Annotated in this window: 27 protein-coding genes; 12 read left to right on the forward strand and 15 right to left on the reverse strand. The window is 65.5% G+C overall.

The window, feature by feature from the left end; translation table 11 throughout:
- Positions 1-80 precede the first annotated feature (80 nt).
- On the forward strand, positions 81-1,301 hold the full coding sequence (locus tag AB7535_RS01185; RefSeq protein WP_135215542.1) for an NAD(P)/FAD-dependent oxidoreductase: 1,221 nt from the start codon (positions 81-83) through the stop codon (positions 1,299-1,301).
- A gap of 270 nt (positions 1,302-1,571) precedes the next feature.
- Here the strand turns inward: AB7535_RS01185 and AB7535_RS01190 are convergent, their stop codons facing one another.
- The 8 genes from AB7535_RS01190 to AB7535_RS01225 all read right to left on the reverse strand — a co-directional run bounded on the left by AB7535_RS01190 (position 1,572) and on the right by AB7535_RS01225 (position 9,012).
- Positions 1,572-1,775, reverse strand: a complete 204-nt coding sequence (locus AB7535_RS01190) for a hypothetical protein (RefSeq protein ID WP_014497685.1) — start codon at positions 1,773-1,775, stop codon at positions 1,572-1,574.
- 295 nt (positions 1,776-2,070) lie between these two features.
- Complete coding sequence (gene flhA / locus AB7535_RS01195) at positions 2,071-4,212, reverse strand: flagellar biosynthesis protein FlhA (protein WP_071916417.1); 2,142 nt, start codon at positions 4,210-4,212, stop codon at positions 2,071-2,073.
- A 414-nt stretch (positions 4,213-4,626) separates the two neighbouring features.
- On the reverse strand, positions 4,627-4,929 hold the full coding sequence (locus AB7535_RS01200; RefSeq protein WP_085403227.1) for a copper-binding protein: 303 nt from the start codon (positions 4,927-4,929) through the stop codon (positions 4,627-4,629).
- A 14-nt stretch (positions 4,930-4,943) separates the two neighbouring features.
- On the reverse strand, positions 4,944-5,399 hold the full coding sequence (locus AB7535_RS01205) for a cupredoxin domain-containing protein (RefSeq protein ID WP_028149531.1): 456 nt from the start codon (positions 5,397-5,399) through the stop codon (positions 4,944-4,946).
- 32 nt (positions 5,400-5,431) lie between these two features.
- Positions 5,432-6,763: a copper oxidase gene (locus tag AB7535_RS01210; RefSeq protein WP_085403316.1), complete on the reverse strand. Its 1,332-nt coding sequence runs from the start codon at positions 6,761-6,763 to the stop codon at positions 5,432-5,434.
- A gap of 13 nt (positions 6,764-6,776) precedes the next feature.
- Positions 6,777-8,201 carry a TolC family protein gene (locus AB7535_RS01215; protein WP_085403228.1) on the reverse strand — a complete coding sequence of 475 codons (1,425 nt, stop codon included), beginning with the start codon at positions 8,199-8,201 and terminating at the stop codon, positions 6,777-6,779.
- Positions 8,202-8,210: 9 nt separating this feature from the next.
- Positions 8,211-8,495 (reverse strand): hypothetical protein, encoded by a 285-nt coding sequence (locus AB7535_RS01220; RefSeq protein WP_085403229.1) that lies wholly within the window; start codon positions 8,493-8,495, stop codon positions 8,211-8,213.
- Positions 8,496-8,574: 79 nt separating this feature from the next.
- A complete protein-coding gene (locus AB7535_RS01225) occupies positions 8,575-9,012 on the reverse strand; it encodes a hypothetical protein (RefSeq protein WP_085403230.1) in 438 nt (145 codons plus the stop codon).
- 150 nt (positions 9,013-9,162) lie between these two features.
- On the opposite strand from AB7535_RS01225, the gene AB7535_RS01230 reads away from it, so the two are divergent.
- On the forward strand, positions 9,163-10,428 hold the full coding sequence (locus AB7535_RS01230) for an MFS transporter (RefSeq protein ID WP_071916413.1): 1,266 nt from the start codon (positions 9,163-9,165) through the stop codon (positions 10,426-10,428).
- On the opposite strand, the gene AB7535_RS01235 is transcribed toward AB7535_RS01230, so the two are convergent.
- Both AB7535_RS01235 and AB7535_RS01240 read right to left on the reverse strand, forming a co-directional pair.
- Complete coding sequence (locus tag AB7535_RS01235) at positions 10,425-10,832, reverse strand: DUF4864 domain-containing protein (protein WP_085403231.1); 408 nt, start codon at positions 10,830-10,832, stop codon at positions 10,425-10,427. The two genes, AB7535_RS01230 and AB7535_RS01235, sit on opposite strands and share 4 nt — an antisense overlap.
- Positions 10,833-10,897: 65 nt before the next feature.
- Entirely contained in the window at positions 10,898-11,548 is a 651-nt protein-coding gene (locus AB7535_RS01240) for a TetR/AcrR family transcriptional regulator (RefSeq protein ID WP_193560905.1), read from the reverse strand.
- A 252-nt stretch (positions 11,549-11,800) separates the two neighbouring features.
- Here AB7535_RS01240 and AB7535_RS01245 point away from each other — a divergent pair, with 252 nt between their 5' ends.
- Genes AB7535_RS01245 through AB7535_RS01255 form a run of 3 tightly spaced genes read left to right on the forward strand, consistent with a single transcriptional unit; the run spans position 11,801 to position 15,604 of the window.
- Positions 11,801-12,298: a (2Fe-2S)-binding protein gene (locus tag AB7535_RS01245; RefSeq protein WP_085403233.1), complete on the forward strand. Its 498-nt coding sequence runs from the start codon at positions 11,801-11,803 to the stop codon at positions 12,296-12,298.
- On the forward strand, positions 12,295-13,350 hold the full coding sequence (locus AB7535_RS01250) for an FAD binding domain-containing protein (RefSeq protein ID WP_085403234.1): 1,056 nt from the start codon (positions 12,295-12,297) through the stop codon (positions 13,348-13,350). Before AB7535_RS01245 ends, AB7535_RS01250 begins: the two co-directional genes overlap by 4 nt.
- Positions 13,343-15,604, forward strand: coding sequence for a xanthine dehydrogenase family protein molybdopterin-binding subunit (locus tag AB7535_RS01255; protein WP_441279787.1), 2,262 nt, complete (start codon positions 13,343-13,345; stop codon positions 15,602-15,604). Before AB7535_RS01250 ends, AB7535_RS01255 begins: the two co-directional genes overlap by 8 nt.
- A 43-nt stretch (positions 15,605-15,647) precedes the next feature.
- Here AB7535_RS01255 and AB7535_RS01260 read toward each other — a convergent pair whose 3' ends face one another.
- Both AB7535_RS01260 and AB7535_RS01265 read right to left on the reverse strand, forming a co-directional pair.
- Positions 15,648-15,800 (reverse strand): hypothetical protein, encoded by a 153-nt coding sequence (locus AB7535_RS01260; protein WP_166082130.1) that lies wholly within the window; start codon positions 15,798-15,800, stop codon positions 15,648-15,650.
- Between the two features lie 147 nt (positions 15,801-15,947).
- Entirely contained in the window at positions 15,948-16,496 is a 549-nt protein-coding gene (locus AB7535_RS01265) for a cupin domain-containing protein (protein ID WP_014497670.1), read from the reverse strand.
- Between the two features lie 149 nt (positions 16,497-16,645).
- Between AB7535_RS01265 and AB7535_RS01270 the strand changes: the two genes are divergently transcribed.
- Together AB7535_RS01270 and AB7535_RS01275 are read left to right on the forward strand one after the other, a co-directional pair.
- Entirely contained in the window at positions 16,646-17,974 is a 1,329-nt protein-coding gene (locus AB7535_RS01270; protein WP_085403317.1) for an aspartate aminotransferase family protein, read from the forward strand.
- A gap of 70 nt (positions 17,975-18,044) precedes the next feature.
- Positions 18,045-19,310 (forward strand): D-amino acid dehydrogenase, encoded by a 1,266-nt coding sequence (locus AB7535_RS01275; RefSeq protein ID WP_039146040.1) that lies wholly within the window; start codon positions 18,045-18,047, stop codon positions 19,308-19,310.
- 266 nt (positions 19,311-19,576) lie between these two features.
- Here AB7535_RS01275 and AB7535_RS01280 read toward each other — a convergent pair whose 3' ends face one another.
- Positions 19,577-20,218, reverse strand: coding sequence for a helix-turn-helix domain-containing protein (locus AB7535_RS01280; protein WP_439037212.1), 642 nt, complete (start codon positions 20,216-20,218; stop codon positions 19,577-19,579).
- Positions 20,219-20,397: 179 nt separating this feature from the next.
- Here AB7535_RS01280 and AB7535_RS01285 point away from each other — a divergent pair, with 179 nt between their 5' ends.
- Genes AB7535_RS01285 through AB7535_RS01300 form a run of 4 tightly spaced genes read left to right on the forward strand, consistent with a single transcriptional unit; the run spans position 20,398 to position 23,863 of the window.
- Entirely contained in the window at positions 20,398-21,156 is a 759-nt protein-coding gene (locus tag AB7535_RS01285) for an ABC transporter substrate-binding protein (RefSeq protein ID WP_085403237.1), read from the forward strand.
- Positions 21,157-21,182: 26 nt separating this feature from the next.
- The gene (locus tag AB7535_RS01290; protein ID WP_014497665.1) at positions 21,183-21,836 is read left to right on the forward strand and encodes an amino acid ABC transporter permease; all 654 of its coding nucleotides are present in this window, start codon (positions 21,183-21,185) and stop codon (positions 21,834-21,836) included.
- Complete coding sequence (locus AB7535_RS01295; protein ID WP_085403238.1) at positions 21,833-22,564, forward strand: amino acid ABC transporter ATP-binding protein; 732 nt, start codon at positions 21,833-21,835, stop codon at positions 22,562-22,564. The genes AB7535_RS01290 and AB7535_RS01295 overlap by 4 nt, the downstream gene beginning before the upstream one ends.
- 12 nt (positions 22,565-22,576) lie before the next feature.
- Complete coding sequence (locus AB7535_RS01300; RefSeq protein WP_085403239.1) at positions 22,577-23,863, forward strand: NAD(P)/FAD-dependent oxidoreductase; 1,287 nt, start codon at positions 22,577-22,579, stop codon at positions 23,861-23,863.
- Between the two features lie 56 nt (positions 23,864-23,919).
- Here AB7535_RS01300 and AB7535_RS01305 read toward each other — a convergent pair whose 3' ends face one another.
- The gene (locus tag AB7535_RS01305; protein ID WP_041955033.1) at positions 23,920-24,150 is read right to left on the reverse strand and encodes a hypothetical protein; all 231 of its coding nucleotides are present in this window, start codon (positions 24,148-24,150) and stop codon (positions 23,920-23,922) included.
- A 91-nt stretch (positions 24,151-24,241) separates the two neighbouring features.
- Complete coding sequence (locus AB7535_RS01310) at positions 24,242-25,831, reverse strand: gamma-glutamyltransferase family protein (protein WP_085403318.1); 1,590 nt, start codon at positions 25,829-25,831, stop codon at positions 24,242-24,244.
- 119 nt (positions 25,832-25,950) lie between these two features.
- Here AB7535_RS01310 and AB7535_RS01315 point away from each other — a divergent pair, with 119 nt between their 5' ends.
- Positions 25,951-26,724 (forward strand): enoyl-CoA hydratase-related protein, encoded by a 774-nt coding sequence (locus AB7535_RS01315; protein ID WP_028149550.1) that lies wholly within the window; start codon positions 25,951-25,953, stop codon positions 26,722-26,724.
- The last annotated feature ends 19 nt before the right edge of the window (positions 26,725-26,743 follow it).

Consider the following 26,743-nt stretch of genomic DNA (forward strand, 5'->3'; position numbering starts at 1 on the left):
GTTGGTCGATCCGGTCGAATGAGCTATATCTGCCTGCGCGGGCAGGCCGCCGGAATTCTTGGACAAAGCAGTAAACGGACATGGCGCGTATCGTCGTGCTCGGCGCGGGGTTTGCGGGTCTATGGGCGGCCATCGGCGCCGCGCGCAGGCGCGACGAGATCGGCGCGGCCGGCCGTGACATCGAGATCCGTGTCGTCGATCGCAATCCCTATCACAACATCCGCGTGCGCAATTACGAGGCCGACCTCAGCGAGGTCGCACTGCCGTTGCCGCAACTGCTCGATCCGATCGGCGTCACTCATGGCATTGGCGAGGTCGAAGCCATCGACCCGGCACGGCGCGAGATTTCGCTCGTCACGAGCGGGGGCGAGGAGACGCTGAGCTACGACCGCCTGGTGCTGGCGCTCGGCAGCGAAGTGATGCGTCCCGCCATCCCCGGCCTTGCCGAGCATGCTTTCGATGTCGATACCTATGCCGCCGCGCTCATCCTCGAAAATCATCTCGTCTCGCTCGGACACAGCGCGCCCTCGCCGGGGCGCTCGACTGTCGTGGTGGTCGGCGCCGGATTCACCGGCATCGAGGTGGCGGCCGAGATGCCGGACAGGCTGGCGCGCGTCGGCATCACCGGCAGCCGCCGCATCGTCCTGGTCGATCCCAACCCTGCGGTCGGCGCCACCATCGGCGCGCATGCGCGTCCCGTCATCGAGACGGCATTGGCCTCGCTCGACGTCGAGACGCGGCTTGGCGTGCGCGTCGTGTCCGTCGAGGCCGCCGGCATGCACCTGAGCTCGGGCGAGTTCATCCCGGCGCAAACCGTGATCTGGTGCGCCGGGATGCGCGCGAGCCGGCTGGCCGAGAGCTTCGCGGGCGCGCGCGATCGCCTCGGCCGCCTGCTGGTCGATCCTTTCATGCGGGTGGCCGATGTGCCGGGCGTGTTCGCCGCCGGCGACGTCGCCTCGAGCGTGGTCGATGGACTGCACCCGACGGTGATGTCCTGCCAGTTCGCCCGTCCCATGGGCCGCTTCGCCGGTCACAACGTCGTAGCCGATCTGGCGGGCCTGCCGATGCTGCCGCTGCGCATCGATTGGTACGTGACCGTGCTCGACCTCGGCGGCTGGGGCGCGCTCTATACCGAAGGGTGGGATCGCGAGGTTCGCACCACTGGCGCGGCCGCAAAGGCGACCAAGCAGACCATCAACTGCAAGCGCATCTACCCGCCGCTCACCGGTAGCAAGGCCGAGCTCTTCGCTGCGGCAGCACCGACGGTCCAGGCGCCGCCGCCGACTTATGGGGCGCGGTAGAATTTGATCGGGGCTGGTTGGAGGATCGCGGCTGTGCCAATTGCTCCGTCATTGCGAGCGTAGCGAAGCAATCCAGAATCTTACCGCGGCGACAGTCTGGATTGCTTCGCTACGCTCGCAATGACGAGGTACCCCAGACATGAGAAAGCGCCCGTGGGGGGCGGGCGCTTTCCGTAGTCGACTTGGGGTTGGGGTCGTCTACATATCCACGTGGCGACTTTGGGGGGCTGGTAAAGAGCCGCGTGAATTCACAAAACTCGTCAAATCTCCTTATCGAACGAGGGATGCGTTCGAGCTGGTGATAACAACCGGCTTGCCGGCCTTGATGACGCGGGCGGTCTGGGTCAGACCTTCGTCCGAACCCGTGCGCGCCGCCGTGATGCCGAAGCCTGCCACCGCGATGCCGGCGACGAGGGCTACGACCACGATTTTCAAGTGGGTCGAGCGATCGGCGCTGTAAATCGAGTGGTTCATGGAAGGCTCCTGCCGCCATCTACCCGAAGTAGTCGCTACCCTGTTGGGGGAGGTTCATGCTTCCGGTCCCCAACAACCTAGTATTGGGGGGATTCGTTCCCAAGGGGCGATCACAAGAGCGTGACAGGACGTGAAAGATCGCGATCGAAAGCGACCCCTCAATCGTTCGATTATATAATTATTTCAAAGGTGTAATGTGCTTGCGAGGCGCCTTGTTTGCATTTGGTCGACAAGGCGCCAGGAACTCAAAAACCATTTGCCTGTGGCCGAAAAACATACGGCTTCTTAAGGCAAATCAGATGCTTCCGACCGTTTTCAATCTCGCCCTGGGGTGGATTTCAGCCTGCGACAGCACCGTCGTCTGGGCCCGGAACCGCTCGACGAGGGAGCGTACGAAGGGACGAATTGCCGCAGACGTGACCAGCACCGGCGCCTCGCCTTCGCGCGCGGCGCGCTCGAAGGCCTCGCGCACGCCGGTCATGAATTCCGACAGCTTCGAGGGCTGCATCGCGAGGCTGCGTTCCTCGCCCTGGCCGATGATGGATTCGGCGAAGGCCTGTTCCCACCGCGCTGACAGCGCGATCAGCGGCAGATAACCGCTGTAGGAGGTGTTTTGCGCGCAGATCTGCCGCGCGAGGCGGGCGCGGACATGCTCGACCATGGTCGCGGGATTGCGCGAGAAGGCGAGCGAGTCGGCGATGCCTTCCAGGATGGTCGAGAGGTCGCGGATCGAGATGCGCTCGGCGAGCAGCAGCTGCAGCACGCGCTGGATGCCGGAGACCGTGACCTGGCCCGGCACGATGTCCTTGACCAGCTCGCCCTGCTCCTTCGGCAGCTCCTTGAGCAGCTTCTGCACCTCGCCGTAGGAGAGCAGGTCCGACATGTTGGCCTTGAGCAGCTCGGTGAGGTGGGTCGAGAGCACGGTCGCGGCGTCGACGACGGTGTAGCCCTTGAGCGAGGCTTCTTCTTTGAGGCTGGCATCGACCCAGGTTGCGGGCAGGCCGAAGGTCGGCTCGGTGGTATGGATGCCGGGCACCTGCACCTGGCTGCCGCCGGGGTCCATGACCATGAACTGGTTCGGCCAGATCTTGCCGGTGCCGGCGTCCACTTCCTTGATCTTGATGATGTAGGTGTTGGCTTCGAGCTGGACGTTATCGAGGATGCGCACGGCGGGCATCACAAAGCCCATCTCGATCGCGAGCGAGCGGCGCAGCGCCTTGATCTGCTCGGTGAGGCGGTCGGTGCCATCAGGGCCGTTGACCAGCGGCAGTAGCGCATAGCCGAGCTCGATCTTGAGATCGTCGATCTTGAGCGCGGCGGAGATCGGCTCTTCGGCCGCAGCGGCGCCAGGTGAACCCGGCGTTCCCGGAGCGGGTGCGGTCTTTGCAACTTCGTCAGCCCTGGCAGTCGCCCGGTTGCGGTTGCGGGCGTGCCAGGCGAGCGCACCGGCGCCGCCGCCGAGCGCCAGGAAGGGGATGGTCGGAATGCCCGGCAGCGCCGCCAGCACCAGCATGACCGCCGCGGACATCGCCAGCGCCTGCGGATAGCCGGAGAACTGTTTCATCAGCGCCTTGTCGGCGGCGCCGGACACGCCGGCCTTGGAGACGAGCAGGCCGGCCGCGGTCGAAACGATCAGCGCCGGCACCTGGGTGACGAGGCCGTCACCGACGGTCAGCAGCGTGTAGCTGCGCCCGGCATCGGCGAAGGAGAGGCCTTGCTGCGCGACACCGATGATCATGCCGCCGACGATGTTGATGAAGACGATCAAAAGGCCCGCGATGGCATCGCCGCGAACGAATTTGGAGGCACCGTCCATGGCGCCGAAGAAGCCGCTCTCGTCCTCCAGATCCTTGCGCCGCTGCTTGGCGACCTTCTCGTCGATCAGGCCGGCGGAGAGATCGGCGTCGATCGCCATCTGCTTGCCGGGCATGGCGTCGAGGTGGAAGCGGGCGGCGACTTCGGCGATACGGCCCGAACCCTTGGTGATGACGACGAAGTTGACGATGATCAGGATGGCGAAGACGATGATACCGATGACGAAATTGCCGCCCATCACGAAGCTGCCGAAGGCTTCGATGACGTGACCGGCGGCATCCGTGCCCTCGTGCCCGTGCGACAGGATCAGGCGGGTCGAGGCCATGTTCAGCGACAGGCGCAGCATCGTCGAGATCAGGAGGACGGTCGGGAAGGCGGAGAATTCCAGCGGCGCCTGGATGAACAGCGACGTCATCAGGATCAGGATCGAGAGCGTGATCGAGATCGCCAGGAACAGGTCGAGCACGATCGCGGGCAGCGGCAGGATCAGCACCACCAGGATGGTGAGGACGCCGAGCGCCAGCGCGATATCGCCGCGCTTGAGGATGTTGCCGATCTCGGTAAGGGTCGGGAAGCCGGCGTTCGTGCTGCCTACGCCCTGTCCCGCGGTGACGTCGACCATGGTAGCTGCTCCCCCGCGCGACTGCCGTCCGCGCGCCCCAAATGTCTGCGCGGCGGCCGAAGGGCCGCCGTTTCGAAAGTGAGGCACCGCACTGGCGTCCACGGGGAACCTCCCGTTCTACGCGGCTGACGACACTCGACTTCACTCGGCAATTCTTGCCGGGTGTATGGTTAGCAAAGGGTTAACGGAGGGTGCGGCAGGAGGTCAGACCGGGGTGTTTCGGGCACCTGGCAGGGACGAAGTCGTCATGCCCGGGCTTGTCCCGCCTGCGCGGCCCAAGCCGCTTCGGCGCGGCGAAGGCCCGGGGATCCCCACGTTCTTCATGTCGCGCCCAAGCCGTGGATGGCCGGGACGAGCCCGGCCATGACGTTGTGGAAGCGTTTGGCGCCGAAATCAGCTGCGGAGGACGTAGCCCTACTGCGCCTTCTGCATCGTCGTTACCGTATACCCCGAGGCCGCCTCCTCGGCCTCGAAGGTCACCTTGTCGCCGACCTTCACCTGCTTGAGCAAAGCGGGGTCCTTGACGCGATAGACCATGGTCATGGGCTCATCCATGCCGAGGCTTTTCGCCGGTCCGTGCTTGAGCGTGATCTTGCCGGCGCCTTCGTCGATCTTCTTGACCTCGCCGCTGATCGCGGCGCCCTGGGCCGCGAAGGCTTCGGCGGCAAGGCCGACGGTCAGCGCCAGCGCTGCGGCGATACGGATGGTGCGGTTCATGGGAGTCTTCCTTGTTACTTCACGGTGACGTGGCCGACCATGCCGTAGTCGCGGTGGTCGGGAATCAGGCAGGAGAATTCGAACGTGCCGGCCTTGCTGAACTTCCAGAGGATCTCGGCCGTCTTGTTCGGTGCGAGCCGGACACCGTTGGGATCGTCGTGCTCCATGTGCGGATGCTTCTTCATCTCCACGGCATGCGCGAGATTCTCCTTCGTCGTGGCGAGCAGGAATTCATGGTCCTCCTTGCCGACATTGCGCAGCACGAAACGAATCTGCTCGCCGCGTTTGACCTCGATCCTGGCGGGCGCGTAGTCCATCTCGTTCAGCAGGATCTCGATCGTGCGCGCGGGCTTCCTGGGATCGCCGGGCTCGCCGGCCGAAAAGGTCCCGTGCCCGTGCTGGTCGTGGGCAAACGCCGGTGCGGTCGAAAGCGCAGCCAGCGCAAGTCCGAGTTTGATCGTCTTCTTCATCTTGTTCTCCAGTTGGTGGTTCATCGAAACGCTCACATCTTCATGTTCTTCATCGGCGCGCCTTGCTGCCGCGCCGGCTCGGCGGACGGCGGCGTGACCTCGTAGGCGACGGTGCCTTGCGGGAATTGGTAGGGGCCGGGATCGCGGTAATCGTCGCGCGCGAGGTCGTCGCGGATCTTCATCACCGTGAACATGCCGCCCATCTCGATCGGCCCGAACTGACCGGTGCCGGTCATCATCGGCAGCGTGTTGTCGGGCGCGGGCATCTCCATGTTGCCCATGGCCATGCCGGTCGAACCCATCGCCATGGCATCGGGCGCGAGCTTGCCGACGGCCCTGGCGAGGTCCTTGCGCGACACGCCAATCAGATTGCGCACCTCGTGCCCCATCGCGTTCATGGTGTGGTGCGACTTGTGGCAGTGGAACGCCCAGTCGCCGGGATTGTCGGCGAGCACGTCGAACACCCGCACCGCGCCCACGGGTACATCGGTGGTCGTCTCCAGATATTGCGCGCTCTCCGGAATCCAGCCGCCATCGGTGCAGGTCACCGCAAAGCTGTGGCCGTGCAGATGGATCGGATGGTTGGTCATGCTGAGATTGCCGATGCGCACGCGCACCTTGTCGCCGAGCCTGACCGGCAAGGGATCGATGCCGGGAAACACCCGCGAATTCCAGGTCCACATGTTGAAGTCGGTCATCTCGTTGACCTGCGGCAGGTATGTGCCGGGATCGACGCGATAGGTGCTCATCACGAAGACGAAGTCGCGGTCGACGGGCCGGAAGCTTTGATCGCGCGGATGCACGACGACCATGCCCATCATGCCCATCGCCATCTGCACCATCTCGTCGGAATGCGGGTGGTACATGAAGGTCCCGCTCTTCTTCATCTCGAACTCGTAGACGAAGGTTTTTCCCGGCTGGATGTGCGGCTGCGTCAGTCCGCCGACACCGTCCATGCCGCTGGGAATGATCATGCCGTGCCAGTGCACGGTGGTGTATTCGGGCAGCCTGTTGGTGACGAAGACACGAATCTTGTCGCCTTCGACCGCCTCGATGGTCGGGCCCGGTGACTGGCCGTTATAGCCCCACAGATTCACTTTCATGCCTTCGGCGAACTCGCGCACCACGGGTTCGGCGACGAGATGGAATTCCTTCCAGTCGCCGTTCATGCGGAACGGCAGTGACCAGCCGTTCAGCGTGACCACGGGGCGGTAGTCCGGGCCGCTGATCGGATGCAGCGGCGGCTGCATCACCACCTTGTCCATGTGAGGCGCTTCCGGAATGGACGCGGCCTGCACACGGCCGCTGACGGCTGACGCGCTGGCAAGCGCGGCGGTGCCCAAAAATCCTCGGCGGGAATACATGTTGGCCTCCATCTCAGTGACCGCCATCGGCAGGCGCTGCCGCGGCGATGGTGGTTGAAGTGTCGCCGCCCGACGCAGGTGCGCCGCCGCCGTTGACGGCAGTCTGGAGGTCGGACTGGGCGAGGAAGAGTTTTTGCTTGGCATCGATCGCGCCGCGCAGCGACGCCAGGCGCTGCCGCGCTTCGGTGAGCAGCGCGAAAATATCGACCTGCATGCTGGAGAAGCGCAGCTGCATCTCCTCGGTGATGATCTTGCGCAGGGGCAGGATCTCGCGCTGATAATGGCTGGCGATGTCGTAGCTGGAGCGATAGGCGCGATAAGCATCGCGCGCCTCGGAGCGAACGTTGACGGCGCGCTCGGTCAGGCGGTTGAAGGCGAGATTGTAGGTCTCCGCCGCTTGCCGCACCCGCACCTCGCCGCCGTCGAAGATCGGGATCTGGAACTGCACGTCAAAACCACGTTCGCGGAACGGCGGGCCCTCGGGATCCTGGGTGCGGCGGGAGATACCGGCGAGGTCGAGCAGCGTGACGAAGCGCGTCGCCTCGGTGAGGTTGAGTGACTTTGCCAGCGCCGTCAGCTCCAGCCGCGCGATCTGAAGATCGATGCGATGGGCCACCGCATCGGCCTCGATCGAGGGCAGTGCCTGCGGCCGGCGCGGCAGCGGCGGCAGTTGATCGGGCAGACGGAAGTCGAGGCCGCCGTCCCACAGCCCCATCAGGCGCGCGAGCCTTTCGCGCGCGCTCGTTGCCGCCTGCCGCGCGGTGGCGAGGTCGGCCGTGGTCTCGGCATAAAACACCTGCTCGCGGGCCTGGTCGAGCTTGTTGATCGAACCGGTGTCGCCGAGTTTGACCGCGAGCTGCGCCGTCGATTCCGCCGTCGCCTTCGCGTCGGTGAGCAGCGCCACCATTTCGTTGCCGGCGACTGCGCGGACATAGGCGCGCCGGACATCCGCGGCCAGCCGCAGCGTCGCCAACGCCGCGCGCAATTGCGCCTGACGGAAACGGTCGCGGGCGATGTCGGAGCGGAACGGCAGGGTGGCCAGCGCGAGGATGTCGCCAACTACCTGACGCTCTATCTCGCTCGCGCCATTGCCTGCGATGCGCGAGATCGAGAACACAGGATTGGGCGGCAGGCTCTGCTCGACCAACTCGGTCTCGGCCAGCGCCAGCTCGTTATAGGTCGCTTGCAATCCCTTGTTGTTGAGCAGCGCGATCTGCACGGCCGTCTCAGTGGTCAGCGTGCGTGCCAGCAAGCGGCGGACGGTCGCGTTGACGGCCTCCGCGCCTTCGGCCGTTCGCACGAAGGCGACGTCCTTGTTGATGGTCTGGCTGGTGAGCTCCGAGACCGTCGTCATGCCTCCGTCCGGCGAGAATGCCATGCAGCCGGAGAGTCCCAGCGCAGTGAGCACGAGCAGGCCCCGCGCAAAATGATGCGTCATGGCGCGCCCCTACCGGTCTTGCTTCGGCTGCGGTGCGACAGCGTCGTTGCGGTCGCGCCATGGCCCCGGCGTCGCGGGCCGCAGGCTGGTATAGGGCGCAATCGTCGATCGATAGCCGACGCGCGCGACCTTCGCCGCCGGATCGGCAGGATCGGCGCCGGCCACGGGCACAGTTGCCGGCATGCAGCCGGACAATATCAATGCGATTGCGGCCAGCAGCGGCCAATTGAATCGAAAGTGTCGTCCACGCGCCGCGGATGCGGCGGCGAACTTCGCCCCGGAAAGCGTAAGCATGAGTCATCCCTGATCTGTCGTAGAGACCACAGGTTCGCGCGCGCGGATGCGCGTGCGGTCCTGACGTCGTCGCGTCAGATCAGGCGATGGGAGGGCGGTAGCGCTGAGGCGGCGCCGCGCTGTGCAGGCTGACCACGATCTCGGGCGCGCAGGCGGAAATCGGCTGCAGCGGCTTGGCGATGCCGGGCAGGTCGGCCGGCAGGGCGCTCACGCACATCATCGCGCAGCACGGGCCAGCCTTGCCGTCATGGTGATGTTGGGCTGGCGCATCCTGTGCGGCAGCCTGGTGATGCGCGTGCAGGCCTGCGTGGTCATGCGACACACCGTCATGCACGTGGCCGGCCTGCATCTCGTGATGCACCGGCACGAGATCGGCGAGGAGCGCGTCGTCGAGGCACGGCGCCGGGCCGCTGCCCCAGGCGAGGGCTGCTGCCGGCGCGAGCACGCAGAACAGATAGGCGAGGGCGATGATCCGCCCCACCCTGATCCGCATCGATCGCGTCAATCGCAACAGCATTCCGCCGATAGGCTCCTCGCGCGGCAATGTTGCACACGCAGATTGCAAACTAATGGCAAAGCGCGGCTTCGCCAAGCATCTTCTTACCGCAGTGCACCGCGCATGCCCAATATCGCGGCACGATGCTTGACCCCAAGGCGGTCAGCGAACATGGTCCGGCCTGTGCACGCGCCAAATCTTCCAGGACAGAGACCGGCCTCATTCACCCCTGATTCGCGTCAGGCTTGGGTGCGGCTGTTGCTTGCGCTGCTGATCGGTTCGATCGGCGGCGTCGGCATGTGGGCGGTCGTCGTGGTGATTCCCGTCGTGCAGACCGAGTTCGCCGCCACGCGAGCAGCGGTGTCGCTGGCCTTCACGCTGATGATGTTCGGCTTCGGCCTCGGCGGCGTGATCGCCGGCAAGATCACCGACAAGTTCGGCATCGTGCCGGCGATGGCGATCAGCATCGCTTTCATTGGCGTTGCCAACGTGCTGGCGGGGCTCTCGACCCAGCTCTGGCAGTTCGTCGCGGCCTATTTCCTGATCGGGCTCGGCACCTCGGCGACCTTCGCGCCTCTGATGGCGGAGGCCTCGCACTGGTTCGAGCGCTATCGCGGACTTGCCGTGACCATCGTCGCGAGCGGCAATTACGTCGCGGGCACGATGTGGCCGCCGCTCATCAGCGAGGGCATGCAGACGATCGGCTGGCGCACCACGCATATCGGCATCGCCCTCGTTTGCGTGGTTTTGATGACGATCCTGGTGCTGGTCCTGCGCGCACAGATGGGCGACGACAAGGTCCGCAATCACGCCAATGCGCGGCCGCCGCAGGTCGATCTCAAGCTTTCGACCAACACGCTGACCGTGCTGCTCTCGATCGCCAGCATCTCCTGCTGCGTCGCCATGGCGATGCCGCAGGTGCACATCGTCGCCTATTGCGGCGATCTCGGTTACGGCGTGGCGCGTGGCGCCGAGATGCTGTCGCTGATGATGGCCTGCGGCATCGTCAGCCGCATCGGCTCGGGTTACCTTGCCGACAAGATCGGCGGCATCCGCACGCTGCTGGTCGGATCGCTGGCGCAGGGCTTTGCGCTGGTGTTCTATCTGTTTTTCGACAGCCTGACTTCGCTCTATCTGATCTCCGCGATGTTCGGCCTGTTTCAGGGCGGCATCGTGCCGAGCTACGCCATCATCGTGCGCGAGGCGATGCCGGCGAGCGAGGCGGCAACCCGCGTCGGCATCGTGATCTTCGCCTCGGTGTTCGGCATGTCCTTCGGCGGCTGGGTGTCGGGCGTCATCTTCGACGCGACGGGCTCCTACGCTGCGGCGTTCGCGAACGGCGTGGCGTGGAATGCCCTCAATGTCGGCATCGTGCTGACGCTGCTGATCCGGTCGCGAATGAACGCGGTCAAGACGGGACCGGGTTTTGCGACCTAGACTTCTCGTCCCACCTTCAGCAGCGAGCAACCGGTGATCTTGTAGCTGCCGTCCGCCTGCTGCTCGAGTGTGTAGAGCGCTTCCCAGGCTTCGCCGTTGGCGTCGATGATGTGGACGTGCTGGGAGATCCAGTTGCCTTCGCTCCTGCTCTCGCCAAACTCAAAGCTCTTGTGCCGGTAGACCGGCGCGTAGCCGTTTTGCACCATGGACATGAAGATGTCAGGGGCGGGGAAGATTTCCCTGATCGCCGGCGCGGCGTGGGAATAGGCCGCGGCCGCATCGTCGCGCGCGAAAGCCTGCTCCTGGGCGCGGATCACGCCCTGTGCCGCAGTAACGTCGGCGGCGCATGCTGGAGCGGCACCAAGGATAATCATAAGGGCGACGAGCAAGGTGGCGATGCGCATGACAGGCTCCGCGTTGAAATCCCGGCGATGCCAATCCTAGCACGCCCTCAGCGAAATACGGCGTGCTATCGCTTCCGTTTCACCGCGGGCTTTGCGGGCTTGGCGGCACGCGCCTTGGCCTTGGTGCCGGACTTGCCGGCCGGCTGCACCCGCAGCCCGTCCACGAACACGTCGAGCATGCGCAGCACCGAGGATTGCCAGCCCGGCTGGTCGTGCATGTAACACATGCCAACGAGTGCCCTGAGCAGATCCTCCGGGCTGACATCGCCGCGCATCTGGCCGGCCGCGACCGCGCGGTCGAGCAGCGAGCCGATCGCCTTGGTGAGCCGGTCCATCGAGAACGCCGCGAGTTCCGACGAGCTCTGGAACGTCAGCGCCAGCGCGGCCGACATGCCCTTTTTTGTGGCAACGAATTCGACATTGGAGCGCAGCCAGCGCCGCAGCGCGTCGACCGGGTCCTTGGCGTTCTTCAATTGCTCAGCGAGCTCGCTGAGCTGCTCGACCTCGCGCCGGTACACCGCCTCGAACAAATCCTCGCGAGTTGGAAAATGCCGATAGAGCGTGCCGATACCGACCCCGGCGCGTTTTGCGACGGCTTCCAGGCTTGCCTCGGGACCGCCCGCGTTGAACACGATTTTCGCCGCCTCGAGCACGCGCTCGCGATTGCGCACGGCATCGGCGCGGGGCTTCCGAATCTGGTCGGTCTGGTCGTCCATGACGGTAATGTAGATCACGAATTGGTTAGATTGAACCCTCGCAATGAACCCTTGCAAGGCTGCATCGCGTTGTCTGCGCATGGGCTTTTGACGAATTCCAAATATTTTTCGGCGACCCTTGTTAAGCGGAGGGTGCCTCCGTATCTTCCTTGAGATGTTGGCTGGGTTCCGCCTGGCCAACGCATATCGACAGCGGCCACGGAGGTGGCGCGCTGGCCGATGACTCATGTCCATATCTGATCGGAGCCTTGTATGAACCACTCCATCAGCCTCACCGTGAACGGTGCGCGGCGCGACTTCGTCCTCGACGATACGCGCGTCACGCTGCTCGATCTCCTGCGTGAGCGCCTCCATCTGACCGGAACCAAGAAGGGATGCGATCGCGGCCAGTGCGGCGCCTGCACCATTCTCGTCGACGGCAAGCGCATCAACTCCTGTCTTGCTCTGGCCATCAGCCATGACGGCGCCGACATCCTCACCATCGAAGGCGTCGCGCGCGGCGACCAGCTTCATCCCGTGCAGGCGGCCTTCATCGCACATGACGGCTTTCAGTGCGGCTTCTGCACGCCCGGCCAGATCATGAGCGCGATCGGCATGATGCAAGAGGCGCAGGCCGGCAACGATCCCGAGCGCATCCGCGAATGCATGAGCGGCAATCTCTGCCGCTGCGGCGCTTATGCCGGCATCGTCGATGCCGTGCTGGAAGCCCAGGCCGGCACGGACGAATCCAATCAGAGGCGCTCCGCATGAAACCGTTCGATTATATCAGGCCGGCCACAGTGGCCGAGGCCGTTGCGGCGGCCGCTAAGCCGGGCACTGCCTATCTCGCCGCCGGCACCAATCTGCTCGATCTGATGAAGGGCGGCGTCAGCCGACCGGATCGGCTGGTCGATGTCACGCATCTCGACGGACTCGATCAGATCGAGACTCTCGCCGACGGATCGTTGCGCATCGGCGCGCTGGTGAGCAACGCCGATCTCGCGCATGACGCAAACTTCGCGAAGTCCTACCCGGCCGTTGCTGAGGCGCTGCTCTCCGGTGCGTCCGCGCAACTGCGCAATGCCGCGACCGTCGGCGGCAATCTGCTGCAGCGGACGCGCTGCGCCTATTTCTACGACACCGCCAGCCGCTGCAACAAGCGCGAGGCGGGCTCTGGCTGCGACGCGCGCGAGGGCGAGAACCGCACGCATGCCGTGCTCGGCTGGAGCGAGAGCTGTATCGCCACGCATCCGTCGGACTTCTGTGTACCTCTGGTCGCGCTCGATGCCGTCGTCGAGATCGAGGGCAGGAACGGCCGCCGCGAGATCGCGCTCGACGCGCTACATCGCCTGCCGGGCAATACGCCCGAGCGTGAAACGGCGCTCGAACCCGGCGACCTCATCGTCGCGGTGCGCCTGCCGCCTGCCGCACGCAGCTTTGCCGCACATGCGCGCTATCTGAAAGTTCGCGAGCGCACGTCTTACGCGTTCGCCGTGGTCTCGACCGCGGCTGCGTTGCGGATCGAGAACGGCAAGATCGCGGAGGCGCGGCTGGCGCTCGGCGGCGTCGCCGCAAAGCCCTGGCGTGCCCGCGCCGCGGAAGATGTGCTCAAGGGCGTCGCGCCGACGAGCGACGCTTTTCAGGAAGCCGCCTGGCGCGCGCTTACCGACGCAAAGCCGTCCGGCGACAACGCCTTCAAGATCGAGCTCGCACGCCGCATCGTCGTGCGCGCGCTGACCCTTGCCGCCGCCGGTACGCCCGCGCGCATCCCCGCGCTGCCGGCCTCTCCCTTTGCCTCGACGTCCGGAGCCATCCATGCCTGAGCTTAATCTGTCCAGCTCTCCCGCCCATCTGCGCCACGGCTCGAACATCGGTCAGCCGCTGACCCGCCGCGACGGCGTCCTCAAGGTCAAGGGGCAGGCGACCTACGCCGCCGACAATCATCCGCCCGGCATGCTGCTTGCCGTGATGGCGGTCGCCAGCATCGCGCATGGCCGCGTCACCTCGCTCGATGTCGCCGCCGCAAAACGCCATCCCGGCGTCGTCGACGTCATGACACCAGACCACAAGCCACAGCTTGCGATCGACCCTGAAATCAAAACCAATCCGTTCGTGTTCCGGATGGAGGTCTTGCAGAGCAATGAGGTCCGCTACGCCAACCAGCCCATCGCCGTCGTGATCGCCGAGACGCTGGAGGCCGCGACTGAAGGCGCGGTGCTGCTGGCGCCGCGCTACGAGACGCTGCCTGCGCTGGTCGGTCTCGATGCCGGCGAGAGTTACGTGCCGCCGGTCGTCGGCGTCGGCAACCCCACCGAAAATCACCTCGGCGATGTCGAGGCCGGCCTTGCCGCGGCCGAGAAGCAGATCGACGCGCTTTACGAAACGCCGCCGCAATATCACAACGCGATGGAGCCGCATGCGATAGTGGCCGCATGGAATGGCGACAATTTGCAGATCGACATGCCGACCCAGGGTCTGATGCTGTCGCTTGCGCGCGTGGCAGAGTTGTTCGGCATCGCGCATGACAAGATCCACATCCGCAGCCCGTTCCTCGGCGGTGGCTTTGGCTCGAAGGGGCTGATGGCCGGTCCGCCGGTCCTCGGCATCATGGCCGCAAAGCTGGTCGGCAAGCCGGTCAAGCTGGTACTGCGCCGTGAGCAGATGTACGGCCCGGTCGGTCACCGTGCACCGACGCGTCAGCGGCTGCGCATTGGCACGGACGGCGAAGGGCGCCTGACTGCGCTCGATCATCACGCCCGGACCGTGTCGAGCACGTTCGACGATTTCTACGAGCCCGCGGCGGACGCCTCGCATACACTCTATGCCAGCCCATCAATCCGCACCTCGCATGACGCCGTGCGCGTCAACACCGGTACACCGCTGTTCATGCGTGCGCCCGGCGAGGCCACCGGCTCGATCGCGCTCGAACGCGCGATCGACGAAATGGCCTGGGCGTGCGGCATCGATCCGCTGGCTTTCCGCCTGAAGAACTACGCCGAGGTCGAGCCGATCACTGGCAAGCCGTTTTCGTCCAAGGCGCTGCGTGCTTGCTACGAGCAGGGCGCGGCGCGCTTCGGCTGGTCGAAGCGTTCGCTCCAGCCCCGGCAGATGCGTGATGATGCCGGCCTTCTCGTCGGCTGGGGCATGGGCACGGCGACTTTCCCAGCGCTGATGTTCCAGGCCGAAGCGCGCGCGGTCATCCGCCGCGACGGCTCCGGCGCGATGGAAATCGGCGCGCATGACATGGGGCAGGGCGCCTGGACGGCACTCGCCCAGATCGCGGCCGACGAACTCGGGCTCGACATCGACCGTGTCGAGTTCAAGGCTGGTTCATCCGACTTGCCCGACGCCGGCATTGCCGGTGGTTCGGCGCACACCGCGACCGCGGGTGCTGCGATCCATAGCGCCGGTGCGGCCGTGGTCGCAAAGCTCGCCGATCTCGCCACCAGTGACGAGCGCTCGCCGCTGTTCGGTGCCGGCAATGCCGGCGTGATCGCGCGCGACGGCAGGCTGATCCGGCGCGACGACGAGAGCCGCGGCGAGAGCTACGTCGAGATCCTCGCCCGTGCGGGCGTTGCCGAGATCGAGGCCCGCGGCACCGGTGCGCCAAATCCTGCGGCGATGGAGGAGTATGCGATGCACGCCCATGGCGCGGTGTTCGCGGAGGTGAAGGTCGATCCCGAACTCGGCCAGGTCCGTGTCACCCGCATGGTCGGCGCTTTCGCGGCTGGGCGCATCGTCAATCCGCACCTGGTGAAGAGCCAGCTGTTCGGCGGCATGATCTGGGGCATGTCCTTCGCGCTGCATGAGGAAGCCATCACCGACCGCCGCAGCGGCCGGATCATGAATGCCAATCTCGGCGAGTACCACATCCCCGTGAATGCGGACGTGCCGCCGCTCGACGTGATCACGGTCGAGGAGCACGATCCGCATGTGAATGCGCTCGGCATCAAGGGCGTCGGGGAGATCGGCATTACCGGCAGCGCCGGCGCGGTCGCCAACGCGGTGTGGCATGCGACCGGCGTGCGGGTGCGTCGTTTCCCGATCAAGATCGAGGAGTTGCTGACCCAGCGTTGAGGCAAAAAGGCGGGACGAGATCTTCTCGTTCCGCCGCGTCCTGCTAATGCAGTTTCTTGCGGAGCGCCTTCAGCGCTTCTCGCTGCGTCTCGATGTAGTCGGCAATAGCCTTACGCAGCTCCTGCGAATGGAGCTTGTCGGTGTCGCGCTGCACTTCATCGAGCGCAGCCTCTGCATTGGCGAGCGTGATCTTCATCTTCGAGCCCAGTTATGAAGCGGCGCCGGAATGTTTCCTCGGCTTGGGTTCGCAACATATAGAGGATCGACGCGCGGAATTTGAGATGCCTCAAGCTCCGTAAGACACCGGGGCACTCCGTAAGATTCCGGATAATGTCGATGCGCCTCAAAACGTCGGCGGCGTGCAGGCCGAGATCACTTCGCACGGCTTGCCGCCGACGCAGCGGAAGCGATGCGGGCGACGGCTCTCGAAGTAGTAGGCATCGCCGGGATTGAGGATGCGGCGCTCGTCCTCGACGGTGACTTCGAGCTTGCCCGAGATCACGATGCCGCCTTCCTCGCCGTCATGGACGAGGTGAACGCGCCCGGTGTCGCTGCCGGGCTCGTAGCGCTCCTTCAGGATCTGCAGGCTGCGGCCGAACAGATTGTCGCCGATCTGGCGATACGAGATCGGCTTCTTGCCGACCTCGGTCAGCTCCTCCGCACGGTAGAAGATCTTGCGCCGCGACTCCGGCTCCAGCGCGAAGAACTCGGCGAGCCCCATCGGGATGCCGTCGAGGATGCGCTTGAGCGCGCCGACCGACGGGTTCATCTGGTTGGATTCGATCAGCGAGATCGTCGAATTGGTGACCCCGGCGCGCTTGGCGAGCTCGCGCTGCGACAGCTTGTGGTGCGCCCGGATGAATCGCAGCCGTCCACCGATGTCGACGCTCATGCCCCTGGTCCCTGTTGCAGGTGTTGCGGATCGCGCAAATATGGACCGGCAGCCCCAGTGAAATCAATGGCTTGCAGGTGACCAGAAAAGGACTTGTTGCGCTTCCGAAGCCGTGCCTCTGCTATCCGGTCAGCAAAGGAGCGTGGCCCGTGACCCTTCATCAGATTCCGAACACTATCAAGACCGACTCGTTCTGGATGCCGTTCACGGCCAACCGTCAGTTCAAGAAGGCGCCGCGCCTGTTCTCCTCGGCCGAGGGCATGCACTACACCACCGTCGACGGCCGCAAGGTGATCGACGGCTCCGCCGGCCTCTGGTGCGTCAATGCCGGCCACGGCCGCAAGCAGATCGCCGCCGCGGTCGAGCGCCAGCTGATGACGCTGGACTTCGCGCCGTCGTTCCAGATGGGCCATCCGCTGGCATTCGACTTCGCCGAGCGTCTCGCCGAGATCGCGCCGAAGGGCCTCGACCGCATCTTCTTCACCAACTCCGGCTCCGAGTCGGTCGACACTGCGCTGAAGATCGCGCTCGCCTATCACCGCGCCAACGGCCAGGCGAGCCGCACCCGTCTGATCGGCCGCGAGCGCGGCTATCACGGCGTCGGCTTCGGCGGCATGTCGGTCGGCGGCATGGTCGCCAATCGCCGCGCGTTTGCGACCCACCTGCCGGGCGTCGACCACATCCGCCACACCCACGATCTCACCCGCAACGCCTTCGCCAAGGACCAGCCTGAGCATGGCGCCGAGCTCGCCGACGATCTCGAGCGTCTGGTCGGCCTGCATGGCGCCGAGACGATCGCCGCCGTCATCGTAGAGCCGGTGCCGGGCTCGACCGCGGTGCTGCCGCCGCCGAAGGGCTATCTTAAGCGTCTGCGCGAGATCTGCGACAAGCACGGCATCCTGCTCATCTTCGACGAGGTCATCACCGGCTTCGGCCGCCTCGGCACGCCGTTCGCCGCCGACTTCTTCGGCGTCACGCCGGACCTGATGACGACGGCCAAGGGCATCACCAACGGCACCATTCCCTGCGGCGCGGTGTTCGCGAGCCGCAAGGTTCACGACGGCCTGATGGTCGGCCCGGAGAACCAGATGGAGCTGTTCCACGGCTACACCTATTCCGCGCATCCGACCGCCTGTGCCGCCGGCATCGCGACGCTCGACATCTACAAGGACGAGGGTCTGCTCACGCGCGGTGCGTCGATCGCCGGGTACTGGGGCGATGCGCTGCATTCGCTGAAGGGCCTGCCGAACGTCGTCGACATCCGCAATTGCGGCCTGATGGGCGCTGTCGAGCTGTCGTCGCGTGACGGTGCGGTCGGCGCGCGTGGTTACGACGTCATGGTCGATTGCTTCAATCGCGGTCTGTACTTCCGCATGAGCGGCGATAGCTTCGCGCTGTCGCCGCCCCTCATCGTCGAGAAGAGCCATATCGACGATATGGTCTCGATCCTCGGCGACGCCATCAAGCGGGTGGCCTGATAATTGCTCTCGCCGTTGCGGAGTTTGTTCTTGCAGCGGCGAGCGTGATGCCGCGGGAGTTTGACGAAGCGTGAAAGTTCTGATCCTCGGCAGCGGTGTCATCGGTGTCACCTCTGCCTACTACCTTGCGCGTGCCGGACATGAGGTGACGGTCGTCGACCGTCAGCCCGAGCCGGCGCTGGAGACCTCTTTCGCCAACGCGGGCGAGGTGTCGCCCGGCTATTCGTCGCCCTGGGCCGGCCCCGGGGTGCCGGTGAAGGCGATCAAATGGCTGCTGATGAAGCATGGCCCGCTGGTGATCCGGCCGAAGCTCGACCCTGTGATGTGGGTCTGGCTGTCCAAGATGCTGCGCAACTGCACCAGCGCGCGTTACGCGGTCAACAAGAGCCGGATGATCCCGATCGCGGAATACAGCCGCGATTGCCTGCGCGACCTGCGCCGCGACATCGGCATCCAGTATGACGAGCGTTCACAGGGCACGCTGCAGCTGTTCCGTCACCAGGCGCAGCTCGATGGCACCGGTGAGGACATCGCCGTGCTCAAGCAGTATGGCGTTCCTTTCGAGGTGTTGAGCCGGGAGGGCTGCATCGCGGTCGAGCCGGCGCTCGCCGCCGTGAAGGAGAAGTTCGCCGGCGGGCTTCGCTTGCCGCAGGACGAGACCGGCGACTGCCACATGTTCACGCAGGCGCTGGCCAAGCATGCCGAAGCGCTCGGCGTTCGCTTCATGTTCAACACCGGCATCGACCGCATCGTCACGGATGGCGCGCGCGTCAGTGGTGTCGTGACCAGTGCGGGCACGTTGCAGGCCGATGCCTACGTTCTCGCGCTCGGAAGCTGGTCGTCGCGGCTCGTTGCACCGCTTGGCATCTCATTGCCGGTCTATCCGGTGAAGGGCTATTCGATCACGGTGCCGATCAAGGACGCCTCCGGCGCGCCGGAATCGACTGTGATGGACGAGAGCTACAAGGTCGCGATCACCCGCCTCGGCAATCGCATCCGCGTCGGCGGCACCGCCGAGATCTCCGGCTATTCGAGCCAGCTCTACGACGCCCGCCGCGCCACGCTCGATCACTCGCTGACCGATCTGTTCCCGCGCGGCGGCGATCTCTCCAAGGCGACGTTCTGGAGCGGCCTGCGTCCGATGACGCCGGACGGCCCGCCGGTGATCGGCCCGACGCAATACGGCAACCTCCACCTCAACACCGGCCATGGCACGCTCGGCTGGACCATGTCCTGCGGCTCCGGCCGCGTGCTCGCGGACATGCTGTCGGGCAAGAAGCCGGAGGTCGATGTGAGCGCGCTGACGGTGGACCGGTACAAGTATCGGTTCGGCTAAGACTCCATCTGCTCGTCATTGCGAGCGCAGCGAAGCAATCCAGTATCTTTCCGCGGTGGCAGCCTGGATTGCTTCGCTGCGCTCGCAATGACGGTGGAGAGGCATCGCTCACTCACTCCCTCTCCGTCACCCTGAGGTGGCCGCTTCTTCAGCGAGCCTCGAAGGGCGACGGCCCGGCTCTATCGGAGCCGTGCATCCTTCGAGGCTCGCTGCGCGAGCGCCTCAGGATGACAGGACTGGAATTGCGCTCGCGGCGCGAAAAGAAGCTACCCCGCCCCTGTCACGCAATTCACCCACAGCACCACAGCCTTCGCATCCTGTGCCGGATTGGAAAACCGGTGCGGCCTTCGGCTCGCGAACCGAAAACTGTCGCCCGTCTTCAGCGACCACGTCTCGCTGTCCACCGTCAGCATCATCTCGCCTTCGAGCACGAGGCCGGCTTCCTCGCCGTCATGGGTATAGAGTTCGTCGCCCGCGGAGCCGCCGGGATCGATATGCACCAGGAACAGGTTGAGCCGGTTGTCGCTGTCCGCAGCGCTCAGCAATTGCTTCGAAATTCCGCTGCGCCAGAGTTTCAGTTCCGGCCGCTGAAGCCCGCGCGTCACCACCTGGCCGGAGGCGCCGTCGGGACTTGGGCTCGCACCGAACAAAGCGGCCATGCCGACGCCGAGCACGTCGGAGAGCGTTGCCAGCACGCGCAGCGATGGCGACGACAGGCCGCGCTCGATCTGGCTGAGGAAGCCGATCGACAGGTCGGTGCGCGCCGCGACGGTCTCGAGCGAGAATTGTCTGACACGCCTGAGATCGCGGATACGGCGGCCGACCGCGACATCCATCGCGGGCTCGGCCGGCTTGGTGGTAGCCTTGGCTTTCACCTTCGCCGGCTTTGCGGCGGCCGGTTTGCGCATTCTTTTGCCACCGCTCACGTCAAACCGCTTCCTTCATGTGCATGAAAATCGCTTGCATCGCCCGCGAAAGTGTGACCAAATTTTCATATTGGTGAAAATAGGCCGAAACGGCTTGGCCCGCAACGTCTGATCACGACATGCGCGAGCGCCGACATCGGCCAAGCCCAAAGGGGGATGCGATGAAGCGTTTTGGTCTGGCCGCGGTCGCGGCGCTCGCGATTGCAGCGGTGATGCCGGCTTCGGCGCAGCAGGCGTTGAAGGTCGGCTCGACGCCGACAGGCATTCCCTTCACCTTCCTCGACACCAAGACCAACACCATCCAGGGCATCATGGTCGACATCGTCACCGAGATCGGCAAGGACGCCGGCCTCAGCGTGCAGATCGAGCCGATGGCGTTCTCGGCGCTGATCCCGTCGCTCACATCGGGCAAGATCGACATGATTGCGGCGGCGATGTTCATCACCGCGCCGCGCAAGGAGGTCGTCGACTTCTCCGATCCGATCTACACCTACGGCGAAGGCCTGGTGGTCCCGAAGAGCGACACCAAGGCCTATGCCACGCAGGATGATCTGAAGGGCGAGACGGTCGGCGCCCAGGTCGGCACCGCCTTCGTCGATGCGCTGAAGAAGTCCGGCCTGTTCGCCGACGTCAAGGCCTACGACAACATCCCGGACATCCTGCGCGACGTCAACACCGGTCGCCTCAAGGCCGGCTACGCCGACTATCCGATCCTCGCCTACAATCTGAAGCAGGGCGGTTTCCCCGAGGTGCGTCTCGTCGACGGCTACAAGCCCGTCACGGTCGGTTCGGTCGGCATCGGCGTCCGCAAGGGCGAGGCCGCGCTGCTCGGCAAGATCAACGCCTCGCTGGCGAAGCTGAAGGCCAACGGCACCATCGACAAGATCCTCGAGAAGTGGGGTCAGAAGGCGCAGGGTTGATCGACAGAGGCTGGTAAGGCTAACCGATGAAAGGCTTCTGGCACGACGCCGTCGAATTCTTCCCGATCCTGATGAGCGGCGTCGCGCTGACGATCGTCGTCACCATCGGCTCGCTGCTGCTCTCGACGGTGCTGGGTCTGATCTGGGCGATGATGCGGGTCTCCGGCATCAAGGTGCTGTCGATGCTCAGCGCCAGCCTGATCAACGTGATCCGCGGCATCCCGATCATCGTGCTGTTGTTCTATCTCTACTTCGTGATGCCGGATCTCGGCGTCACGCTGTCGGCCTTGCAGGCCGCGATCCTCGGGCTCGGCATCGCCTATTCGGCCTACCAGGCCGAGAATTTCCGCGCGGGCATCGAGGCGATCGACAAGGGCCAGATCGAGGCGGCGCAGTCGATCGGCATGGGCTGGTGGCTGACCATGCGCCGCGTGGTGTTGCCCCAGGCGGTGCGCATCGTGCTGCCGCCCTACGGCAACGTCATGATCATGATGCTGAAGGATTCGTCGCAGGCCTCGACCATCACGGTCGCCGAGCTCGCCCTTCAAGGCAAGCTGATCGCGTCCTCGACCTTCAAGAACACCAACGTGTTCACGCTGGTGGCGCTGATGTATCTCACCATGAGCATCCCGCTGATCCTGCTGGTCCGTCACTTCGAGAAGCGGGCGGGCAAGAAATGATCGAGCTCACCGACGTCCACAAGAGCTTTGGCCAGAACGAGGTGCTCAAGGGCATCACGGCCTCCGTCCAGAAGGGCGAGGTGGTCTGCATCATTGGCCCTTCGGGCTCCGGCAAGTCGACGATCCTGCGCTGTATCAACGGGCTGGAAAGCTACGACCGCGGCGAGATCAACGTCGAGGGACTGAAGGTCGATCGCGATGCGTCCTCCATCGTGAAGGTCCGCACCCAGGTCTCGATGGTGTTCCAGCGCTTCAACCTGTTCCCGCATCGGACCGTGCTGGAGAACGTCGTCGAAGGCCCGCTCTTTGTAAAGAAGGAGCCGCGTGCGCAGGTGCTCGAGCGCGGCCGCGCGCTGCTCGGTCAGGTGGGCCTCGCCGAAAAGGCCGATGCGCATCCGCCGCAGCTCTCCGGCGGCCAGCAGCAGCGCGTCGCCATCGCGCGCGCACTCGCGATGCAGCCAAAGGCGATCCTGTTCGACGAGCCGACCTCGGCGCTCGATCCCGAACTGGTCGGTGACGTGCTCGGCGTGATGCGCAAGCTCGCCGATGACGGCATGACCATGGTCGTCGTCACCCACGAGATGGGCTTTGCCCGCGACGTCGCCGACCGCGTGCTGTTCATCGACGGCGGCGTCATCGTCGAGCAGGGCGCGGCGACGGCCGTCCTCAATCAACCCCAGCACCCGCGCACGCAGGACTTTTTGCGCCGCGTGCTACATCCGCTCTGATCGGTCCTTGTCATGACGACGCGCCTGCCTCTGCCGCCCTCGCTCTATGCCGACACCGCCGTCGCGCCGGTTGCCACGCCGCCGCTCGATGTCGACAAGACCGTCTCCGTTGCTATCGTCGGTGGCGGCTACACCGGGCTGTCCACGGCTTTGCATCTGGCGGAGCAAGGTGTCGAGGCTCTGGTGCTCGAGGCGCAGGAGCCGGGCTGGGGCGCGTCGGGTAACAATGGCGGCCACACCAATCCAGGCCTGAAGCACGACCCCGATCAGATCGAGGCCGATTTCGGCGCCGAGCTCGGCCGCCGCATGATCGACTTCTCCTACGGCACGACCAATTTCACGCACGACCTGATCCGCCGCTACCAGATCCCTTGCGAAGCGCGGCAGAATGGCACGCTGCGCGCGGCCTACAACGAGGCCAGCGCCGCCGCGATCGAGAAGACGGCGGAGCAATGCATCCGCCGCGGCATGCCGGTGCAATATCTGAACCGCGAGCAGTTGCGCGAGATGACCGGCACGGACCGCTACATCGGCGCGATGCTGGACACGCGCGGCGGTGATCTCCATCCGCTCAGCTACGCCCGCGGTCTTGCGCGCGCTGCGATCTCCGCGGGCGCGAAGGTCCATGGCGAGACGCCGGCGCTGTCGCTCCGTCGCGACGGCGCGCGCTGGCGCATCGAGACGCCGCACGCGGTGGTGCATGCCGACAAGGTCCTGCTCGCCACCAACGGCTTCACCGACGATCTCTGGCCGGCGCTCCGCCGTACCATCGTGCCGGTATTCTCCTCGATTGCCGCCACCGCGCCGCTCTCCGACGCGGTCGCCCGCTCGATCATGCCGACACGGCCGGTGCTCTACGAGAGCGGCCACATCACGGTCTATTACCGCATCGATCAGCACAACCGCCTGCTGATGGGCGGCCGCGGCCCGATGCGCTGGATCAAGTCGCCCAACGACGTCGCCTATCTCATGCGTTATGCCGAGCGGCTATGGCCGCAGCTCAAGGGCGCCGCCTGGACGCACGGCTGGAACAGCCGGCTCGCCATCACCAAGGATCATTATCCCCATGTGCACGAGCCGACGGAGAGCGTCCTGATCTCGCTCGGTTGCAACGGCCGCGGCGTCGCGCTCTCGACCGCGATGGGCGCGCAGCTCGCGCGCCGGCTGATCGGCGGTGCCAAGGCCGAGATCGACATGCCGGTCACAGGCATCAAGCCGATCCCGATGCACGCGTTCTGGCCCTTGGGGGTTACGACTGCTGTGATCGCGGGCCGGGTGCGGGATCGGCTGGGCGTTTGAAGAAGAAGGCGCCGCCCCGTCAGGAGCGACGCCTTGCATGACTTGCAGATAGGGCGTCAGCAGCGGCCCTGTTTCCACAGGCCGGGCGGGCAGCCCCTGCCGCGCCAGCCGACCTTGCGCCCGTGATGCCATCCGGGAGGAGTGGCATGGCGATGTCCATGGTATCCGCCATGATGGCCGTGACCATGGCCATGACCATGTCCGTGGCCGCCCCTGGCGAATGCGGCGTTTGGCATGGTGAAGCCGGCCGCGATGATCAGTGTTGCGGCGAGCGCAAGTTTCTTCATCCGAAATCTCTCCTGTTAGGCACGCATCTGTCCGTTCGACGAACGAACATCGATCGCGGTGTCGCGTGCAAATGCGGAGGAGTCGTGACGCTCAGGATTCGGCGACAGCGTCGGCCCAGGGCTGGAAGATCTCGACCGCGCCCGAATTCGTATCGCCCTCGCGCATCACCACGCTGGGGCAGGCGAACTTCTGCGGCACGGCCTGCACTTGCGTCTCTTCATAATCGAAGCGTGCGGCAAGTGTCTTGCGTACGTCCGCCGGCAGTCTGATGTCGCCGATCACGACCGCGCCTTCGCTGGCGTCGATCCGCGGCTGGTGGATGGCTGTATCGAGGTCCATGCCGAAATCCATCGCAAAGGACACGAGCTGCATCACCGACGGCAGGATGCGGCGGCCGCCGGAGGCGCCGACCGCGAGACGCTTGCCGTCCTTCGTTTCGGCGATGACGGGCGTGTAGTTGCAGAGGCAGCGCTTGCCTGGTGCGAGCGAGTTGGTGGTGCCCGGCGTCGGGTCGAACCACATGATGCCGTTGTTCATGGCGATGCCGGTGTGCGGCGTCACGTATTTCGAGCCGAAGGATGAGAGCAGGGTCTGTGTGACCGCTGCGATATTGCCGTGGCGGTCGACCACGGAGAAATGCGTTGTGCAGGCGGGCGCCAGATATTCGGCGCCGAGCGAGCGCTTGCCGTCGGCATCGCCCATGTCCTTGAGCCGCTCGCGGAAGGCCGCTTGCAAGGCGAGCGCATATTCGCTGTAGGTGGTCGCGTCGGGTGCGCTTCCCGGCTTCAGACTCTGCTGCAACAGCCGCAGCGCATGCGCCATTGTCGGTCCGGCCGTGAGCTCCGGCGTCGCATACACCTTGCCGTCGCGATAGGGGATCGCCAGCGGCTCGCGCAGATGGGCGCGAAACGCGGCGAGATCCTCCACCGACAGCGAGCCGCCGTCGGCCTTGATGTCGGATGCGATGCTTTTGGCGAGGTCGCCCTGGTAGAAATCGCGCGGACCGGCAGCGGCGAGGTGTGACAACGTCGCCTTCAACGTGGCCAGTGGCAGCCGCGTCTCGGACTTGATGCCCCACGGCGCGCTCGGCGGCAGGCCATCCTTCAGGAACGCGGCCGCGCTCGCGGGATAGCGCCTGAGATCGGCTGCCGATGCCGCGATCGTCAGCGTGGTCCACCAATCGACCAGCAGGCCTTCGCCGGCGAGCGCGGCAGCCGGTGCGACCAGGTCTTTCCACGGCATCTTGGCGTAGCGGCGATGCGCCTCCTCCATGCCGGCGACGACGCCGGGCACGGCGACCGAGCCGGGGCCGTGGATGTTGCGATCGTCCTTGACCCGCGGCCACGGAAACAGATCGGAGGCCGCGCCTTCGCCGCTGAGCGGGTAGTCGGTGGTGCGCAGGCTCTGTGGCGCGCACATGCCGTAGTCGATCACCTCGGTGCGATTTTCCTTGGCACGGTACAACACCATCGCGCCGCCGCCGCCGATGCCGCTGTTCCAGGGCTCCAGCACGTTCAGCGCAAAGGTGGTCGCGACGATCGCGTCCACGCAGTCGCCCCCTGCCGCCAGCACTTGCGCGCCCACTTCGGCCGCCCGCCGCGATTGCGAAGCGACAATGCCGCCCTTGGATGTGACGGCGGGTTTGCGGACGGCTTGGGCGAGGCTGAACTGATGAGGCATGATGTCGTCTTGATCTCTGGATTCGGTTGTTCTGGCTTCACGCGGAAGCTGCAGCATTGGCGGGGCGCGCGAAGGATGGCACATTGCCGCCAACGAGAAAATCCAAAGGGAGAAGCGGCATGGCAGGTGTGAAACAGGCGCGGGATGGCGCGGTTGGGATCTTGACGCTCGACGAGCCGGCGAGTCTGAACGCGATGACGCCGGACCTGCTCGGCGCGCTCGCTGCCGCCGTCGCCGAGATGACTGGGGATGAGGGCATTCGCGCACTGATCCTCACCGGCGCGGGGCGCGGATTTTGCTCAGGACAGAATTTGAAGGCATCGGAAGCGCTGGGCGAGGACATCGCCGCCGGCGTGATGCGGTTCTACTGGCCGGCGTTCAAGGCGTTGCGCGAATGCCGCGTGCCTGTCGTGGTCGCCGTCAACGGCGTCGCGGCCGGCGGCGGCTTCAGCCTTGCGATGGCCGGCGACATGATTGTTGCGGCGCGGTCGGCGAGCTTCATCCAGGTGTTCAGCCGGATCGCCCTGGTGCCTGACCTCGGTTCGACCTGGCTGCTGCCGCGGCTGGTCGGCCGGCAGCGCGCGCTCGAGCTGATGTTGCTGAACGAGCCCCTGACGGCCGAACGCGCGCAGGAGATCGGCTTGGTGCGGCAGGTCGTCGACGATGCGAAGCTGATGGACGAGGCGCTGGCCCTGGCGCGCCGTCTGGCGGACGGCCCGACGCGCGCTTTGGTCGCAACGCGTGCGCTTGTCGAGGAGAGCGAGCATGCGGCTTACGAGGCGCAGTTCCGCCGCGAGATCGAGGTTCAGGCCACGATCCGCAAGAGCGCCGACGCCATCGAAGGCCGCACCGCCTTCGTCGAGAAGCGCAAGGCGAAGTTTACGGGGAAGTGAAGTGACCTGTGCTCGCTGG

It is taken from the genome of Bradyrhizobium sp. 956_D2_N1_4 (assembly GCF_052076025.1).
GTDB lineage: Bacteria > Pseudomonadota > Alphaproteobacteria > Rhizobiales > Xanthobacteraceae > Bradyrhizobium > Bradyrhizobium barranii.

Coding starts and splice junctions, on each gene's coding strand:
- AB7535_RS01185 (WP_135215542.1), top strand. CDS start 81: ATGGCGCGTATCGTCGTGCTCGGCGCGGGGTTTGCGGGTCTATGGGCG.
- AB7535_RS01190 (WP_014497685.1), bottom strand. CDS start 1,775: ATGAACCACTCGATTTACAGCGCCGATCGCTCGACCCACTTGAAAATC.
- flhA (WP_071916417.1), bottom strand. CDS start 4,212: ATGGTCGACGTCACCGCGGGACAGGGCGTAGGCAGCACGAACGCCGGC.
- AB7535_RS01200 (WP_085403227.1), bottom strand. CDS start 4,929: ATGAACCGCACCATCCGTATCGCCGCAGCGCTGGCGCTGACCGTCGGC.
- AB7535_RS01205 (WP_028149531.1), bottom strand. CDS start 5,399: ATGAAGAAGACGATCAAACTCGGACTTGCGCTGGCTGCGCTTTCGACC.
- AB7535_RS01210 (WP_085403316.1), bottom strand. CDS start 6,763: ATGTATTCCCGCCGAGGATTTTTGGGCACCGCCGCGCTTGCCAGCGCG.
- AB7535_RS01215 (WP_085403228.1), bottom strand. CDS start 8,201: ATGACGCATCATTTTGCGCGGGGCCTGCTCGTGCTCACTGCGCTGGGA.
- AB7535_RS01220 (WP_085403229.1), bottom strand. CDS start 8,495: ATGCTTACGCTTTCCGGGGCGAAGTTCGCCGCCGCATCCGCGGCGCGT.
- AB7535_RS01225 (WP_085403230.1), bottom strand. CDS start 9,012: ATGCTGTTGCGATTGACGCGATCGATGCGGATCAGGGTGGGGCGGATC.
- AB7535_RS01230 (WP_071916413.1), top strand. CDS start 9,163: ATGGTCCGGCCTGTGCACGCGCCAAATCTTCCAGGACAGAGACCGGCC.
- AB7535_RS01235 (WP_085403231.1), bottom strand. CDS start 10,832: ATGCGCATCGCCACCTTGCTCGTCGCCCTTATGATTATCCTTGGTGCC.
- AB7535_RS01240 (WP_193560905.1), bottom strand. CDS start 11,548: ATGGACGACCAGACCGACCAGATTCGGAAGCCCCGCGCCGATGCCGTG.
- AB7535_RS01245 (WP_085403233.1), top strand. CDS start 11,801: ATGAACCACTCCATCAGCCTCACCGTGAACGGTGCGCGGCGCGACTTC.
- AB7535_RS01250 (WP_085403234.1), top strand. CDS start 12,295: ATGAAACCGTTCGATTATATCAGGCCGGCCACAGTGGCCGAGGCCGTT.
- AB7535_RS01255 (WP_441279787.1), top strand. CDS start 13,343: ATGCCTGAGCTTAATCTGTCCAGCTCTCCCGCCCATCTGCGCCACGGC.
- AB7535_RS01260 (WP_166082130.1), bottom strand. CDS start 15,800: ATGAAGATCACGCTCGCCAATGCAGAGGCTGCGCTCGATGAAGTGCAG.
- AB7535_RS01265 (WP_014497670.1), bottom strand. CDS start 16,496: ATGAGCGTCGACATCGGTGGACGGCTGCGATTCATCCGGGCGCACCAC.
- AB7535_RS01280 (WP_439037212.1), bottom strand. CDS start 20,218: ATGCGCAAACCGGCCGCCGCAAAGCCGGCGAAGGTGAAAGCCAAGGCT.
- AB7535_RS01285 (WP_085403237.1), top strand. CDS start 20,398: ATGAAGCGTTTTGGTCTGGCCGCGGTCGCGGCGCTCGCGATTGCAGCG.
- AB7535_RS01290 (WP_014497665.1), top strand. CDS start 21,183: ATGAAAGGCTTCTGGCACGACGCCGTCGAATTCTTCCCGATCCTGATG.
- AB7535_RS01295 (WP_085403238.1), top strand. CDS start 21,833: ATGATCGAGCTCACCGACGTCCACAAGAGCTTTGGCCAGAACGAGGTG.
- AB7535_RS01300 (WP_085403239.1), top strand. CDS start 22,577: ATGACGACGCGCCTGCCTCTGCCGCCCTCGCTCTATGCCGACACCGCC.
- AB7535_RS01305 (WP_041955033.1), bottom strand. CDS start 24,150: ATGAAGAAACTTGCGCTCGCCGCAACACTGATCATCGCGGCCGGCTTC.
- AB7535_RS01310 (WP_085403318.1), bottom strand. CDS start 25,831: ATGCCTCATCAGTTCAGCCTCGCCCAAGCCGTCCGCAAACCCGCCGTC.
- AB7535_RS01315 (WP_028149550.1), top strand. CDS start 25,951: ATGGCAGGTGTGAAACAGGCGCGGGATGGCGCGGTTGGGATCTTGACG.